The following is a 15,176-nucleotide window of genomic DNA, read 5'->3' as shown; positions in this document are numbered from 1 at the left end:
TAACCCATCTCTTTTCCCTCGGAGTTTTGAATGACGGATTTGTTAACAGAGCTTTTAAGCGTATGGCATATTGAAAATATCAATGGTCATGATGAGCGGTTTGAAAAAATTCAACACGCTTCTGAAGCGCTTGCAAACACACTTCGCCAACAACCCAGACAATTGGTTCCGGCTATATTGTCGGGTTTATCACCCAATATAGTCGCCGAAGCCCCTGCAATTTTACAAGCAGAGGAAGCTTTGATTTCCGAGTGGAAAACTGTACGAACCGTTTTTACAGATTCTCCTGTGAATTTGCTCAGAGCGATTTTACTGGCAGCGTGCCAACAAGCAGCGGAAGATCAACATAATGCTGCTATTTTGTGGCTGACAGCGGCGGATACGCTGCCTTTATTGAAGCTGGGTAAAGAAGAGCCGGTTATTCGCAATTTGCTGAAAACTTGGGCAACGTCGACTGAGGAATTAGCTTTTGTCGGTTTTTTATTGTCTGATGAAGAACAAATTGAAGTTCAAAAATTAGATTTGCCAAAACCAACAAAAGCTGAATCGCTGAAAGTTGATAGAGATGCCTTGCTGCAACAAATAGAAGCCTCGGTAGGGCCCAGTAGTCAAAATGGGTATCAGTTAGTTAATCCAAATCAACATTGGTCAAATCAGCAACAGCATTGGTCTTATCAATTTGCGCCAAGAATGCGAAATCTATTGGCGGATGTATTAGATGGTTTGACTACCAAATTACAAAAGTCACAATCTGAATATCTAATCAAGCTCGCCAATAGTGTCAGTGACATTTTGTACTCTCAACAAAATTGGATTATGCAAACAAGGCAAGCCGAACAAATTCGCATAAATGCCTTATGGTGGTCCGAAGCATTGTATTCGTCCTCCTTGCAACATGGTTATCGAGAACTTTCACCAACCATTGCCAGTGCGGTCATGGCAATCGACTTACTCAATACCGTAAGTGCACCCACCCCCGCCAGCGTGAGCTATTTACTCGCTGAAACGGTCAACCGTTTACCAGCAGCAGGTTTTGAACAGAAACTGCCACTCACGGCATTATTTGAATCGCTAAAAAATCATTCATTGCCAAATAAATGGCTAAAACCGTTTACTTCGCCGCCGGAAACAGGATGTTTAAGTTTGCGTGACGCAGCGGTTCTGATTCTAAATGGCCAAGAAACCCAAATTGATAACGTCATACAACGAATCGGCACAGAGGGCACATTTGAACTCAGTTTGCCGCGTTTTGCCCAGGCACTGTTTCGACAAGAACAAGCAGTGCGGTTAGCGGAAGTGGCCCATGAATGAACGTTGCTCTAATCCTAATTGCTTTGCCCATGATGGTGAAACCTGTCATTTGGGGGAAATGGAGCATACGCGCTGCGCGTCTTGGACAATGCAAAACACCGAAGAATTATCAACTGAAAACGCTTCATCGACAATTTCCGCACGAGTACCGTGGTCAGGTAGTGCATTAGGGCTTGCTGATTTAGCCAACTTAACGCCGCGTGGACGATCGATTCTGGTGGGTGTGCTAGGCGCACATGATGCAGGCAAAACTACCTTGCTAACCGGTAACTATTTACAACTGCTACGCGGGTATTCGCTACTGGATGCACAATTTGCAGGTTCACAAACTTTGGGCGCATGGGAATCTTTAGCCGCTTGGACACGCTTTGATGATGCGGCACGACCACCATCTTTTCCGCCCCATACACCGCGAGGCACGAGCCGTGTCCCCGGATTATTACATATCGCTTTGCGCAATGCGCAAAACGAATTTAGAGATGTGCTACTCACTGATGCCCCCGGCGAATGGTTTACTAAGTGGGCTATTAACGAAGACGCGCACGATGCCGCAGGGGCTAAATGGTCGGTACAACACGCGGATGCGTTTTTGGTCTTTGCCGATTGCCAGAGATTAATGTCAACTAGTCCTAAGCGTGGAACGGCAAGAAATGAATTGCGCCAACTTTTAGAACGACTTAGTAATCATGTCGAGAAACGTCCAACTGCTTTAATCTGGGCTAAAGCCGATATTGAACCCCAACCAGACATCAAAGCAGCCATTCAACAGACATTAAAGCAGCAAATACCTCATGCGGTTGAAGTGAAATCGACTACTAATCAGCCGGAGTCATTAATCAAGGCCTTAGAATCTGTTCTTCGCCATAGCTGGACATCGCCTCACGCTTTGCCAGTAATAGAACCCGTTGTGTTGCATCAATCGTTTACTGCTTTTCGAGGTCATTATGCTTACACCTGAAATTGTATTACTTGGTGGGCCCAACAGTGGCAAAACACATTATGCAGGACAACTTTACGGGCGTTTGAAACGCAGTCCCAGTCTTCTGAAATTGCGTGGAACACCAACGAATTTAAGTGCCTTGGAAGAGGTGTTGCATAGTTTAGAAGCCGGTCATGCTGCCGGTCACACAGCCTCAGGTACTTGGGCAGAAGTGTTGTTTCCTCTGGAAGATACAAACGGTCATCACCTGGATTTGTGCTGGCCGGATTATGGCGGCGAGCAATTAAAATCGGTTTTCACTCAGCGTGAAGTTTCAGACACTTGGCGCACGCAACTTTGTAAAGCCAATGGCTGGTTATTACTGATTCGTTTAAAAAATGAAAGAACTTACCCTGATAGACTGGCAGAACTTGCGAATCCTCCACGAGCAAGCCATCACACTTCACCCACAACCCAAAATGATGCCTGGGATGCTAATGCGTATTGGGTGGAGTTATTGCAAATTTTGTTGCATGTTGCCGGTTTAAGCATGATCTCGCGCTTGAAGGAGCCTCGGCTTGCTGTACTGCTGTCTTGCTATGATGAATTAGAAGGCACAGACAGCCTAAAGCCTAAACAGATTTTTGCTAACTATTTGCCGTTAGCAGCGAATTTCATTCAAAGCCTTTGGGCGGCTGATGGCGTTAGCATTTGGGGTTTGTCTGCGTTAGGTCGTCTTTTACAACCTGATAGCGAAGATGAAGATTTCATCAATCAAGGGCCTGAATATCAAGGCTGGATTGTTACACCGGAAGGACGGCAAGAGTCTGATTTAAGTCTTCCATTGGCTTGGCTGTTAAAAACGTCATGAACTATCCATTGAGAGCGCGATATGGCGCGAAAGATAATAGGCATGATTTGCTGGATTGGCAAGGACAACCGGCAGAATTACCGCCGGAATTGTTTGGTTTAACCGACAAGCCGCCAGGTCATCTAAAACCCAGTGACAATTGGTGGCCGTCGGTAGGCTGTGGCACTGTCGGTAATTGGTGGGCTTTATGGTGGACTGTGCCGGATGAAGCAGCCAAGCGCGGCGGCATGGTGCGTAGCGAAGTAGCGTTATGGCCTGTAGCTGAAATTGGCAAGGTAGATGATTTGCGACCGGTTTTGACTGCGTTATCTGGCGCACCAAATATTCCCACTGCTTTGCCGGAAATCCTGCAAGCCATTGCAGAGACTTTAATTTCGTCCGAATCTAACTATCCTATTGTGCTTCCTGCTATATATGACTGGCCAAGTCTTCTCGCCGATCTATGGATGCGATTATGGCCGCAGGCAAGGCAGAATTTTTCTGCACGGATGGCCGTTGTGCCGCCGCAAGGTGGTGAGTCAATCAGCCCCCCCTTGCTTTTTTGCATTCCCTCGCAACGCTTATCTGAATGGTCAACACATCCTGTAATTAGGCCGGAACTCACTTCTGATAATCGTGCCGCTACTTGGTTAATGGGTAAAGACGACACGACTTTTCAAGAGATTTTAGAATTGTGCGGCTATCCTGAAAACTTAAAAGGGCTGGGCAAAATAGCGCGGGCAGCTAAACATTTAGATGAATTACGTTCTGATTCTAGACGGGATAATGCCCTGACCTTATTACGAACACTTGAGACTTTAATGCCAAATCCTGATGCAGGTATTGGTTTAAAAAGCGAAGCGTTGCGAGCATTAAAACAAGATTTTCAGTTTGCATCGCTGCAATTTGTACTTTCTTTGAGAAACTTGAATTTGGGTTTTTTGCCGTCAAATATTGATTTAGACGAAGAACTTGATGCTTGGCTAAATGATCATGTTTTTGCATTGCCGCATAAGGAAGGGGAAAAGCTGCTTTCCGGTTTGGCAAATAACCAAGCCGAATCTTGGTGGCAAACAAGTGTGCGTAATACGCTTTCCAGAAACTTTACAGCACCTGCTCAACAATGGGCTAGATTGGCGTTTCATTGGCTAACTCAGTCTGATTGCAGCGAAATACTCAAAACACTTCTACCGGTAGGCAATGCTGTAGAGGATAGACTGCTTAATATTACTACTGATGTGACATTAACTTCAACCGAATTACAGCAGCTACAAAAAGAAACTCAGGATCGTGAGTGGCCACGATTACATGCTTGGGCGGTGATGAGGGCTTTTTTACCTGCCGAGGCGTTTCGTTTACAGCGACAATTTCCAAAAAATGCCTATTTGGGATTGCATTACCTCGTTGAGCACTTACCAGGGCAAGATGTGATTGATGAGGTAATCGCGAGAGGCGATAGTCAATTAATTACGCTGATCGCACAGCGCACAAAACAAGAACCAGCGTTGTTAAATACTTTGGATGTCAGTAATGAGGTTTGGCTCTCCTTATGGGCTAAACATATAGCTGCCGGTGGCGTCCATTGGCCACCTAATGCCGACCATAAAATACTGGGTTCCAAGCTTCTAGAGGTTATCCTGTCGGAAAAAACAGAACTGTCTGGACTTATCAAACCGCTTGCAAACGATTTAGCGGAGATCGCGTTTCAGCATCCTGAAAGGGCAAATCTTTGGGAAATTCTGAAACCCGATAGCCGTGCAGCTTTACTACCAGTAGTCGCTGATAGATGGATTCTAACATGTGAAACAAAGCAAACAATTAACCCCCCAGAATCACAATTAGCTCAAGAAGTTTCTAAAAAACTGCATTCATCAAGATGTTCAGTTAAAGTATTTGTATTGCTAATTCCGACTAATGCTATTCTGACTGAGCAAGATTTAATCGGTTGCTTCGCCAATTCTAATGAAACAGATTGGGATATGAGTCTCGCCGACACCATTGGGAAATATATAAATGTTAGAAAATGGGAAAGTGCAGCAGAAACTCTTTATCGAATGTTTGATAGCCGGAAAACTTCTGAACTCCAATTTGCCCTAGATATTTGTAAAGATCAACTATCCATTTTAAAAAAATGTTTATTTAATATTACCCGAAAGCTACAAACTTCTGGGGCTATTAGAGATGGGAATAATCTGGTTCTTGCCATTGCTGATTTAGGCGCTAATTTAGCCCCTGATCGATTAGATTATTTATGGGAACGTGCAGGTGGAAATCGCAAAGATTTAAAAGCAGAAGGTGCTCACTCAAGCCGATGGTTAGAGGCAGTTAAGATGGCGGAGAATGGCAAAATTAAAAAAGGTGCATGTGCTATTGTTGAAGAGTTGAAAAAGGAATATCCCAACCATAGTGATTTAATAAAATTATCGTCTATTTGTTTTCAGAGATTGGAAAAATAAATAGTATTGCAGTTGTCAATTTTCATTATTATGTTCTAAATAAACAAGGTAGAGTTAATTCCCAGTCTAATGTATCTACTCCGTAGTGTTAATAACTCACTTTGAATGTCGGACTATCTTCCGGTCTCGTTTTACGGTGGTCGTATATCCTCGTGGTAGAAATATTGGCATGTCCCAACCACTCCTGCACCTTGGCAATATCCGCCTGGTGATCGAGCGCATTGGTTGCAGCTGTGGCCCGCAGCGAATGGGCCCCGATCCTGAACCCCAGTTTTGCGGAGTAAGCTTGCACGATCTTGTAGACGGCATCTGGAGTAATCGCTTTTTGTGCATTCTTATGCCGGTTATTGCTGAGGGAACGGAATAATGGGCCGGTATATTCTTCTCTATGGCCGGCAGCCTCTAGATAATCATGCAGCAATCCGCCCACCTGGGGATGGATGGGCAGGTAACGGACCTTGCCCCCCTTGCCAGATACTCTCATGTGGAGTACCCCGCGTCGCTCTTGTTTGATGTCCTTCACCTTCAGTTTGCAGAGTTCATCGCGGCGCAGGGCATGGTAAAGCAAGATAGCGAAGATGGCGCGATCCCGTTTTCCTTTCAGGGAGGCGCCATCCGGCGCATCGAGTAGCGCGCGCGCCTGATGATCGCCCAGTGCCGGGGATTTGCCCTCATAGCTTTCCACGCTAGGGCGCTTCACCCCCTTGACCGGATTGTGTGTGACCGCATTCTGTTCGCACAAGTATTCAAACAATGAGGAAAGGGCTGCCAGGCTATGACGGATGGTGGCACCCGATAAATCACGATTTCTGAGCTCATCCCGGAACGCGATGATATGGGCGCGAGTAATTTGCCTAAATTCTTCCGGGCGGGCGATACCGGTAAATTGCATAAAATGATGCAGTGCATTTTTATAAGCACGCCGGGTGCAGACATTTTCTAGATTGGCAAACCACTCGATCTCGGGAGGAACTTCTGCCAGCCGATAAAAATCAGCCACGTCTAAGAGTCGATGTGAGGAGTGCTCGATGGCAGGTAAATTATCTGGGTTCATAAAAAATATTTTACTATTGATAAAATACGTTATCAATAGTCAATAAGAAGGAGAGACGCAGGTATTACCGCTATGCTTCGGTCGAAAAAAACGCCTGCTTGATTCAGGCGCCCCCTCGACAGCCCGCAAGCGGGCGCTCAGTTAGGGCACCCTGTGAGATACCCTGCTAGTCACCTCTAAACCCCCTTCTTTTCTTCTTTTTGGTTTCTCTTTGTTACAGTGTAACTCTTTGTATGTGGTTATAGTGTAACTGTCCCCTGTTTTAAATTAACTGTGTTTATCTGAAATAGTTGGCTAGTTTTCATTAATTAGCGATTATTTTGCACTTTCTTATTAATATCTTGCTTGCTTTCTTATCGTTACAGCGATAACATTATGTTACAGTGTAACGATATGGAGTTGATAAAATGGCAATGACGAATGCAGAAAGGCAAAAAAAATTTAGAGAAAAAAACATAGGTATGAAAGATAAAAACTTTAGGCTACAGTCAATCATCGACCTGAAAACACATGCAGAGCTTGAAAGATTGGTTTTGAGACTGAATCAATCTAAACAGGATGTTATTGCACGAGCTATCCACGAGCTGGCGGAAAAATTGGGGTGTGAAATAGACGAGTGGGAAAAAGAACAGTATCAATAATTACACTGTAACGTATTGTTGCTTGTTATGTGTAACTAATTAGCCGTCCCTGAAATACTTCTGAAATTATCATAAATATTGGCATCACGGGTGCCAACATGCCAGCATGGAATAAGTTTAGTTTCTGCATCAATCGCAGTCCAAGTATAAACATCACCAATACCGAATTCACCTTGCTGCTCTATAGGAACATTCTTTTGTTTCATTCCTACAAAAGATCAAATTTCACCGCATTCGATCTGAGTTAATTTCAGTGATCTACGTTTTTCATCTTGATAGATCGCACATGCTTGCCCGGTATCAGCTAGCAGTTTAAGCACGGTGTTTTTCTGCGTTGGTTAAAGCCATGTTTATATCTCCAATAGTTACACTGTAACCATGTAATATCATGGTTATACTGTACCCACAAGGAAAAATCATTGACTAGCAGAAAATCTCACAGGGAACCCTGTGAGATACTCACTATTTAGTGTTGATTCTCTTATTTTTATCTTTGACCGCAGATTAACGGCTATATTGTGCGTCAGATGACCAACCATACTTAACAGCTTTTTGACAAATTTCATTTGGGATATCAAGCCGCTCTGATGATTTTCCGTAACAGATGCAGTTTGTTTTATTTGATATACAAGAAGAGATGATTCTAGATCCGTTTATTTGATCTGGCTTCGGTTGAATCACAATATTACTGGGTAATCTATATTTGGTTTGAAGAAATGCCCTTATCTGAGATTCATAGTAGCTGATAATCAATACTAATATTAAAAAAAGGGAAAAATAAATTAAAAATTTTCTAATTAAACTTCTTAATGGTCGCTTAAGAGAATAATCAATCACAAATTCATGATTTTCTCGCATTAAATCACTGTAATCACGTTTCTCACGATAGTAGTCGCGATCATGTATACCCATTCCTCATCTCGGTAAATTTAATTAGATGCAGATAACAACGGTATTTCATAATTAAAACTTAAAATATTGTGCAATTTACCTCAGTAGAAAATCAAGATACGATCAAGGCTAAATGAATAAAAAGTGTTATGTAAGATATAGGATAGTTGTAGTAAGTACGATATTTCTAACATAGTGGTTTTACCCGCGACGGGTACTCACCGCCCCCTCGACAGCCCGCAAGCGAGCGCCCAGTCAGGGAACCCTGTGAGATACCCTGCTAGTCGTTGTTAACCCCCCTTCTTTTTTCTTTCGGTTACAGTCTAACCATGTTATCATTTAGTTACAATGTAACTATTGGAGAAGTAGACATGACTTTAACTAATGCTGAAAAACAACGAAAATACAGGGAACGCGCTTTGAAAGACCCTGAGGGGCATAATTTAACAAGAGTTCAAGTTCTAATAGAACCATGGCCGGCAGGTTGTTTAAGACGCATGGTGAAGGCTACAGGCAAGACAAAGAAAGAATTAATCGAACAGGCTATTCTCGATTTAGCAGAAAAATTAGATTGCAGGTATGGTGATTAGGGTTACAGCGTAACGATTCAATCTCGGGTATTTTGTAAGATGCCCTGCTAATAACCTGTAAAAGCGATATCTGAAGTTAGTAAGGACAATAAACATTTTCAGTCATAGGAAAATGTTTTAAATTACGTGTTGCAAGTATCAGGTTATTGCATTCGGCAGATGCTGCAAGTAATCCGTCAACAATCCCAACACCATGACTTTTGCCGTATTGTCGGCGATATAGACCGCCTTTCACAGCGGCTTCATCATTCAGTGGGATTACAGGGAGATATTGCAGTAGATTATCAAGCATGGTTCGCTCTTTCCCTTCTCGAACACCTGCATACAATTCTGCAACGGTAAGGGCTGAAAGATAAGGTGGATCATTAAGTCCTTCCAGAAATTGAGCAGCTTTTTCATTTCCTCGAAAGAAGTCAATGAGGATGCAAGTATCCAGAAGATAGTTGGCCATTTTTAACGGTCGAATTCGTTACGGATATTCTGCATGCGTTTAGCAGCTTTTTCATCCTTGGCCCACATGCCTTTCATATTATGCAAGGCTTGCTTCCATTGAGTGTGCATTACTTTTTTTTCTGATAGTAATAAGTTAATTGCTTCACGAATTAATTCACTTCGATGTCTGCCAGATGTAAGGGCAAGAGAATTGAGCGCTTGCTCTTGCTCATTAGATAAATAAACTTGGGTGCGTTTCATTAAGGTTTGTTTCATATGAACACCTATCAGTTATTTTATTGACACTTTTAAACCGTTAACTTTAATACCTAAATCTGACAGCGTGTTTATTGCAGCATCAGCAGTTTTAAAGACACGGCGGGCACCGCGGGCTGATTTAAGGGTGTAGGAGCGATCTTTTCCGAAGAATTCAAGACTATAGCCGGGTTCGTCCCATGGTTCACGCATTATTGATACTTCATTAATAACACCGAGATCAATATATTCACGAACTTGCTGAACATTCAAAAACATGTTTTCCTCCCAACATTAGAGAGGGATCATCTTAACAAGAATGCTATTTTGTATCAACAAAATGTATTTTTTGCATGAACATTTTTATAGATTTGTTGCTATGGCTGCATTACTTTTGCCCGGCCAGCCATGTTTAACGGCCAGACAGCAGGTTTCTGCAGGAATAACGAGCCGTTCGGCGCTGTGGCTATAGCAAACACATTGTGTTTGGTTAGATATGCAGCTAAAGACTTTCGACCAGTCTACCTGATCAGATACAACCGCTTGAGCCATTGGTGCAAGCGGTAAGGAAACAGGTTCAGGCTTTATCGGCTAGTTTACTGGTATGACTTGAGGTTTCTCAATTTCTGCTTTTGATGCATCAGCGACTGTTTGTTCCTGCGGATCAAGGCGAGACGATGCACCGCCTCCGTCGTGCGGGCGCTTCCGTGCAGTATCTGTCCCATAAATCCTCCGTCAATAGCTGGCTGTATATTGCTCCAGTACACCGTGGGACTAAACATCTAGTAATTGATTAATTTCGCCACAATCCATTTTAAATTACAACTGTGTTGTTGCCCAAAAAAGAATCTGAGCATGAATCGATTTTACGCTTCAAAAATCCAGAGAGTACGTCTTCCCTTCAGAAGAACCAAAATTATCAGGTTCGGTTAGCGTTGCCTATCATTTAGGCAACGCTAATTTTCATTTACCCTGCACAACATAGAACAGTTATCCACAGTCTTACCCCCTATATTTGTGAGTAATCGGCTAACGCTATTACCTGATCAATCATTAATCGTTGCTTCGCGCTGATGCGGCAATTTAACCAACCGAGGCCAGCGATCATGTATCCAGTGATATTCAGGCGGCGTGTTGACCGTAACCACATAGACTCGCTGCTCCCCGTTTCTTTCTGCCAGAAGCCCTTGAATCACCATTTTAGTATCCAATGGTATCCAGTGAGTTTGCTTCTCATGGTCTTTTTCCATGAAACTATCGGCGGTTATGAGCACTGGTCTTGGATGCCAGGGTTTCCATTTGCCTATTCTTATGGATTCGATGCTTGCCCAGCCTCCATTGGGAAAGCACTCTGGATCCTGATCTTTACGCCTTCCCCAGATAATCCAGGTCACTCCGCCATTTCGCAGCCTGATGGGTAACCGGGCATTCAATTGCGGAAAATATATTTTTTGATGCTGGAATTCAATACCACCACACATAAACTAATTGCTATGCTAACGCCCACGGCCTCTAAGGTTTATCCACCCGCCATCTTCCGTAATCGCGCCTGTTCTGATTTTCCCGAACAAACTGTCCTGATGTCCTCTAAAATGAACATATCCCTCCTCACAAAGTGTGAAGGCTTTTTCAGAACCATTCATAGCGATGACATCCCGTAACACCCCATGTTCAACTGCGCTTATCAATTTAGAGTGTCTGACATTGCTCCTATCCGTCACTGCAAAAACCGAGGCTATCCCGGAATTTCTGGCAAAACGCCGCAAATGTCCATGCAGTAGGTGATCCGATCTTTCTAGAATGGATAACGGTACTTCTCCAATCGCACAAACCCGCCCAGGGGAGCTTATTCCAATTAAAACCAGGTGCTGATCTGGAAGTTTTAATAATTGCCCAACCTGGGCAAGCTCAAATGGACTTGTAATGATCCTATCCAGTGCAGCATGATCTTTATAGGGATTATTTTCATATCCCCCAACCAATCCTGCCACATCACAGAAACGCTCAACCTCCCCATTCTGATAAATCACACTATATTCATTGGTATCAATCACCGTATGTCCCCTAAAGCCAGGAATACGCGTGTTATATTGAGCTGTTAAGGCTAAATCACTTAGTGAAGGGGTGGAAATGCCTGATGGGTGATTATGCAAGAGCCAGTAACCATCTGCTTGCGCTCTTTCCCAGGTGCTTTTTATGTAATCCGCAATCCAATCACTCAAAAAAACTGCACCGGGCAACCGTGAGCTGATAGCCGTGTGATGCACAATTCTGTCCTTCTGTGTATAGAAAACCCTGAATGTTTCAAACCGGGGATCCCGCAGCACTTGCGCCAGCACCGCAAGATCGCGAGCTGATCTGACTCTTTTGCCTAAGAGGACTGATCCCCCTTTTTCTCTGAAGTCACGCGAGAGATTACTACCAAGTAGGGAGCCACCCGCCCATCGAGCATGAAGTTTAAGTCTGTCGGTATAGACGCTTCTTCCTGTTTCTTTTTGTTGCTCAGTGGTACCTTCACGCGTTTCAACTTTTTCGTAAATATCGTCTTTCTTTAAGGAATCAGGTTGCGCCTTATCAAACATGGAGTGCCTCCCTGGTTATATTAAGAAATTGAGAACTTTTGAGCTGATACAACTACCGGGTTAACACTCGTTTTTGTCTAACCTCTTGTTTAACCTGTTCAGGCTGCACCTTTGCTTTTAATACCTGCTTCTCACGAATCAAGCGTTCCACAAGCGGCGCTACCTGCCGTTTCACCCCTTCTTCACCCAGTCTGCTGTTATTGGCCAGATCATTGAAGTCAGTAAACGCTTCTGGTCTTGCTGCCTGCTCCCCTGGTGCAAAGATCGGAAAGATCACCATTCCACCCACAGCTTCTACCGCCTCGGCGGCCTTTAACCGCCCTGGATTGATGCCTAGGGTGGCCTCTCTGTGCTTGTCGTCGTCACCAGCAATCACAATAGGTTTATCTGGAAACTTATGATGCAAAGCCTTGGTAACTGTTACCAAATTTCCTGAATCAAAAGCGGCTACAGTGGCAAAACCAAGCGCTCGCGACAAACTGCTGGCTGTCGCATAACCTTGAGCTATCACCAGGACAGGAACTCTCCTCAGGGTATCCTGACCACCGACAACATGGAAACATCCTTCCTTGCGGCTATCTTTGGCAAACCGCTTTACCCCATCTTCCAGGATAGTTTGCATCGTCCACAGCTTGCCAGCTGTATCAAATGCTGGAATATAAGTAGTCCGCCCCTCTTGATCGGTCATCACGCCCGCCTGGACTGTTACACCCTTAGTCTGCAGATAAGGCGTGATGCTCCCCATACTTTCGATAGAAACCAAGCTCTCCAGTTTCTGCTGTAACCGTTGTGCAATCGCCTCATGCATTCTTTCTTGCTCCGCTACTCTTTCAGCCCGTTTTATCGCGACATCTGCGAACAGGCTGGCTTTCTCCTCTGGTTTCAGTGAATAGCCTTTTACTCTCCATTTCATTTCAATCCCGGTGCGATTATTCTTAATGTAACCGGCTGGGTACCCATCCAAATGACCGACATAAAAACCAGATTTCTCGCCCCTCTTATCCCCTTCAGTTGTGATGCGCTGTTTCGTTCCATCCATGATGGGATGCTCACCATCAACCAGACAGCCCAATGAGCGAAGTGCGTCAGCGAACTCCTGCCTTGGGTTGATAGCAGACGCTTGTTTAACAGACATGCCCTTATTCATCCAGCGCTTCAGTTTTACCTCGTCACCTTTAGGCCCGATGTACCAGGCCTTTGCTGCTTTGTCCCAGAGCGCTCCGGCAGCCTTGGCAGCTATACGCTCTTCATAGGGCACGGCAAGATAAGTGCGCGCCTGTTCTGGTGTAGCGTTAGATGGTGTTGGCATCTCGCGCACTTCTACCGTCTGCTGCTGCCGATCGTAATTGACAATCCGCTGCTGCAAATCCTCATCCTTGAGCATGGCATTAAGCTCTGCCGTTTTCCGTGCTTCCTTGGCCTCCAGAATATCCTCATCACTGCTGTTGGGATCGCGCCGCACTCGTTCCTCGTGGATACGTGCAAATTTAGCTGCTTTTTCGTATTCGTTCGTTTCAAGAACGGCATCTACCAATGCCAGTTTCCCGGAAATCGTCTCGGCCTGCTGCTGATCCGGAAAATCGGCAAGCCATTGATAAGTACCGTCTATGCGCTGCGCATACACACCCCAGAATTCGGGTTGAACGCCAATAGATGCGGCAGGTACAACAAGTGGTGTATCACCCAAATCATTCTTCTCCAAGATGTTGCCCTGCACCTGGACATGACCACTCCAGTCAAGTGGAAGGTGCGCTATGCCCAGTGCCCGCTCTGTTTCAGCTGCAAACGTAACCGTATCCATCTGGCCTGCTTGATATTGTCGATAGGCCATTGCTGCCAAATCAACCGAAAGACTTTCCTCCAGGGAGATACCGGCCAACAAGCGCTCTTTTTCCCGGATACTGACCGCTTTTTCCTGCACGGCCATACTCGCCTCCTCTGTCACAATTGGACCAGATGCCTGCTTGAGGCCCTCAGCATATCGCGCTTGCAGTTCAGGGATTGGGCTAGACTCATTTCTGGTTAGCAAGTGGGCCTCCAGCTGGGTTGGTTGCACGGTCTTTGTGTGTTCCTGCTTCTGCTCAAAAGCCAGCAGGTATTCCTGAATTTTCTCGGCATCGGCGGCCGCTCGAAAAATCTCCAACGGATCATCCTGCAGTACCTTGATCCAGGACCCGACATAAGCCGCATGCTGTCCAGGGTCATAGCCTATCCCCAGTCCATCTCCCAGGATCATGCTAGCGATCTCTGCTCGCAATTCTTCTTTTGCGTAACCTTCGCTGCCAAACGGGTTGGTGAGATCGCGATCCAGGCGGGAGGAATGACCTGTCCAGTGGCCCAACTCATGGAGCGCCGTTGCGTAATATCCGTCTGCGGATGGGAATTGTCCTTTATCCGGTAAATGAATGCTGTCAGTTGTTGGGCGATAGAATGCGCTGTTTTGCCCGCCATGCAGAATCCTAGCACCAGATACCTGTAAAATATGCTCGGCTCGCACCAAAGCATCCCATTGCTGTTCTTTTTGCTGTCTGGGTGGCAAACCCTCAATCTGTTCTGCATTGAACACAACGGCATAGAATACTCGGGGACATTCTAGCTTGATTAACTCCTTGATCGTTTCGCCCTTGTCATCAAGAACAGTCTTGCCGTTCTCGTCAACCTTGTTCCGTTCATGAGTAAATTTCCAATACTGAATGGTTGTACCTCTCTCGCCTTTGCGTACTTGCGCTCCGGCTGCAATCGCCTGTTTATAAGTCATCCAGCGCTGATCTCTGTATTCAACTCGGCTAGCCCGACTCATCAGCACAAGGGCGTTGATACCCCGGTAGCGCTTGCCTGTGGACGGATTCATCGGGAATAAGGAGTCTGGGTTACCAGGTTCCCATGGCACTTGCCAGGGTGCCGTCCCCTGCTTCAATTGCTCGATCAACTGTTCAGCCACCTGCTCAGGAAAAGGTTTGCTAGTTTTATTCATCGCTTGTTCTCCTTGGCAGCAGACGGCATCATCAGGGCATCGATCAGATCCACACTACTTTCAAGCGCATCCTGTTCACTTAGGGCATCTTCAACAAACGCACCGACCTGCTCCGCTTCCTCGGGATCAAACGTCACCTGATAGCCAGGTATTGCTACATCCTCCAGCTTCTCAAAAATCGCTTCATTTGGCTTATCATGATTGCCCATACCTTCTCCTTA

Annotated in this window: 16 protein-coding genes; 6 read left to right on the top strand and 10 right to left on the bottom strand. The window is 45.1% G+C overall.

Features of this window, described 5'->3' with window-relative positions:
* Nucleotides 1–30: 30 nt before the first annotated feature.
* From R2Q26_RS09430 to R2Q26_RS09415, 4 genes are read left to right on the top strand one after another with little or no spacing between them, the layout of a single operon-like run.
* Complete coding sequence (locus R2Q26_RS09430; RefSeq protein ID WP_317536041.1) at nt 31–1,311, top strand: GTPase-associated system all-helical protein GASH; 1,281 nt, start codon at nt 31–33, stop codon at nt 1,309–1,311.
* Nucleotides 1,304–2,269 carry a TRAFAC clade GTPase domain-containing protein gene (locus R2Q26_RS09425; protein ID WP_317536040.1) on the top strand — a complete coding sequence of 322 codons (966 nt, stop codon included), beginning with the start codon at nt 1,304–1,306 and terminating at the stop codon, nt 2,267–2,269. Before R2Q26_RS09430 ends, R2Q26_RS09425 begins: the two co-directional genes overlap by 8 nt.
* Complete coding sequence (locus tag R2Q26_RS09420; protein ID WP_317536039.1) at nt 2,256–3,101, top strand: hypothetical protein; 846 nt, start codon at nt 2,256–2,258, stop codon at nt 3,099–3,101. Before R2Q26_RS09425 ends, R2Q26_RS09420 begins: the two co-directional genes overlap by 14 nt.
* A complete protein-coding gene (locus tag R2Q26_RS09415; protein WP_317536038.1) occupies nt 3,098–5,536 on the top strand; it encodes a hypothetical protein in 2,439 nt (812 codons plus the stop codon). The genes R2Q26_RS09420 and R2Q26_RS09415 overlap by 4 nt, the downstream gene beginning before the upstream one ends.
* A gap of 88 nt (nt 5,537–5,624) precedes the next feature.
* Here the strand turns inward: R2Q26_RS09415 and R2Q26_RS09410 are convergent, their stop codons facing one another.
* Nucleotides 5,625–6,590 carry a tyrosine-type recombinase/integrase gene (locus R2Q26_RS09410; protein ID WP_317536037.1) on the bottom strand — a complete coding sequence of 322 codons (966 nt, stop codon included), beginning with the start codon at nt 6,588–6,590 and terminating at the stop codon, nt 5,625–5,627.
* A gap of 407 nt (nt 6,591–6,997) precedes the next feature.
* Between R2Q26_RS09410 and R2Q26_RS09405 the strand changes: the two genes are divergently transcribed.
* Nucleotides 6,998–7,231 carry a hypothetical protein gene (locus R2Q26_RS09405; RefSeq protein WP_317536036.1) on the top strand — a complete coding sequence of 78 codons (234 nt, stop codon included), beginning with the start codon at nt 6,998–7,000 and terminating at the stop codon, nt 7,229–7,231.
* A gap of 35 nt (nt 7,232–7,266) precedes the next feature.
* On the opposite strand, the gene R2Q26_RS09400 is transcribed toward R2Q26_RS09405, so the two are convergent.
* Both R2Q26_RS09400 and R2Q26_RS09395 read right to left on the bottom strand, forming a co-directional pair.
* The gene (locus R2Q26_RS09400) at nt 7,267–7,437 is read right to left on the bottom strand and encodes a hypothetical protein (RefSeq protein WP_317536035.1); all 171 of its coding nucleotides are present in this window, start codon (nt 7,435–7,437) and stop codon (nt 7,267–7,269) included.
* A gap of 298 nt (nt 7,438–7,735) precedes the next feature.
* Nucleotides 7,736–8,143, bottom strand: a complete 408-nt coding sequence (locus tag R2Q26_RS09395) for a hypothetical protein (protein ID WP_317536034.1) — start codon at nt 8,141–8,143, stop codon at nt 7,736–7,738.
* 350 nt (nt 8,144–8,493) lie between these two features.
* Here R2Q26_RS09395 and R2Q26_RS09390 point away from each other — a divergent pair, with 350 nt between their 5' ends.
* Nucleotides 8,494–8,712 carry a hypothetical protein gene (locus R2Q26_RS09390; protein WP_317536033.1) on the top strand — a complete coding sequence of 73 codons (219 nt, stop codon included), beginning with the start codon at nt 8,494–8,496 and terminating at the stop codon, nt 8,710–8,712.
* A 76-nt stretch (nt 8,713–8,788) separates the two neighbouring features.
* Here the strand turns inward: R2Q26_RS09390 and R2Q26_RS09385 are convergent, their stop codons facing one another.
* From R2Q26_RS09385 to R2Q26_RS09355, 7 genes are all read right to left on the bottom strand, one after another.
* A complete protein-coding gene (locus R2Q26_RS09385; protein WP_317536032.1) occupies nt 8,789–9,163 on the bottom strand; it encodes a type II toxin-antitoxin system VapC family toxin in 375 nt (124 codons plus the stop codon).
* A gap of 2 nt (nt 9,164–9,165) precedes the next feature.
* The gene (locus tag R2Q26_RS09380; RefSeq protein WP_317536031.1) at nt 9,166–9,420 is read right to left on the bottom strand and encodes a CopG family transcriptional regulator; all 255 of its coding nucleotides are present in this window, start codon (nt 9,418–9,420) and stop codon (nt 9,166–9,168) included.
* Nucleotides 9,421–9,435: 15 nt separating this feature from the next.
* Nucleotides 9,436–9,678: a hypothetical protein gene (locus tag R2Q26_RS09375; RefSeq protein WP_090572403.1), complete on the bottom strand. Its 243-nt coding sequence runs from the start codon at nt 9,676–9,678 to the stop codon at nt 9,436–9,438.
* A gap of 767 nt (nt 9,679–10,445) precedes the next feature.
* On the bottom strand, nt 10,446–10,880 hold the full coding sequence (locus tag R2Q26_RS09370; protein WP_317536030.1) for a hypothetical protein: 435 nt from the start codon (nt 10,878–10,880) through the stop codon (nt 10,446–10,448).
* A gap of 15 nt (nt 10,881–10,895) precedes the next feature.
* Nucleotides 10,896–11,981, bottom strand: coding sequence for a JAB domain-containing protein (locus R2Q26_RS09365; protein WP_317536029.1), 1,086 nt, complete (start codon nt 11,979–11,981; stop codon nt 10,896–10,898).
* A 52-nt stretch (nt 11,982–12,033) separates the two neighbouring features.
* A complete protein-coding gene (locus R2Q26_RS09360; protein ID WP_317536028.1) occupies nt 12,034–14,955 on the bottom strand; it encodes a zincin-like metallopeptidase domain-containing protein in 2,922 nt (973 codons plus the stop codon).
* On the bottom strand, nt 14,952–15,164 hold the full coding sequence (locus R2Q26_RS09355; protein WP_317536027.1) for a conjugal transfer protein TraD: 213 nt from the start codon (nt 15,162–15,164) through the stop codon (nt 14,952–14,954). Before R2Q26_RS09355 ends, R2Q26_RS09360 begins: the two co-directional genes overlap by 4 nt.
* Between the last annotated feature and the right edge of the window lie 12 nt (nt 15,165–15,176).

Origin of the sequence: Nitrosomonas sp. Is37 (assembly GCF_033063275.1) — a bacterium.
In the GTDB taxonomy this organism is placed as follows: Bacteria; Pseudomonadota; Gammaproteobacteria; order Burkholderiales; family Nitrosomonadaceae; genus Nitrosomonas.
Note: the sequence above shows the minus strand (reverse complement) of the source record. Positions and strands in the feature narration are given on the sequence as shown.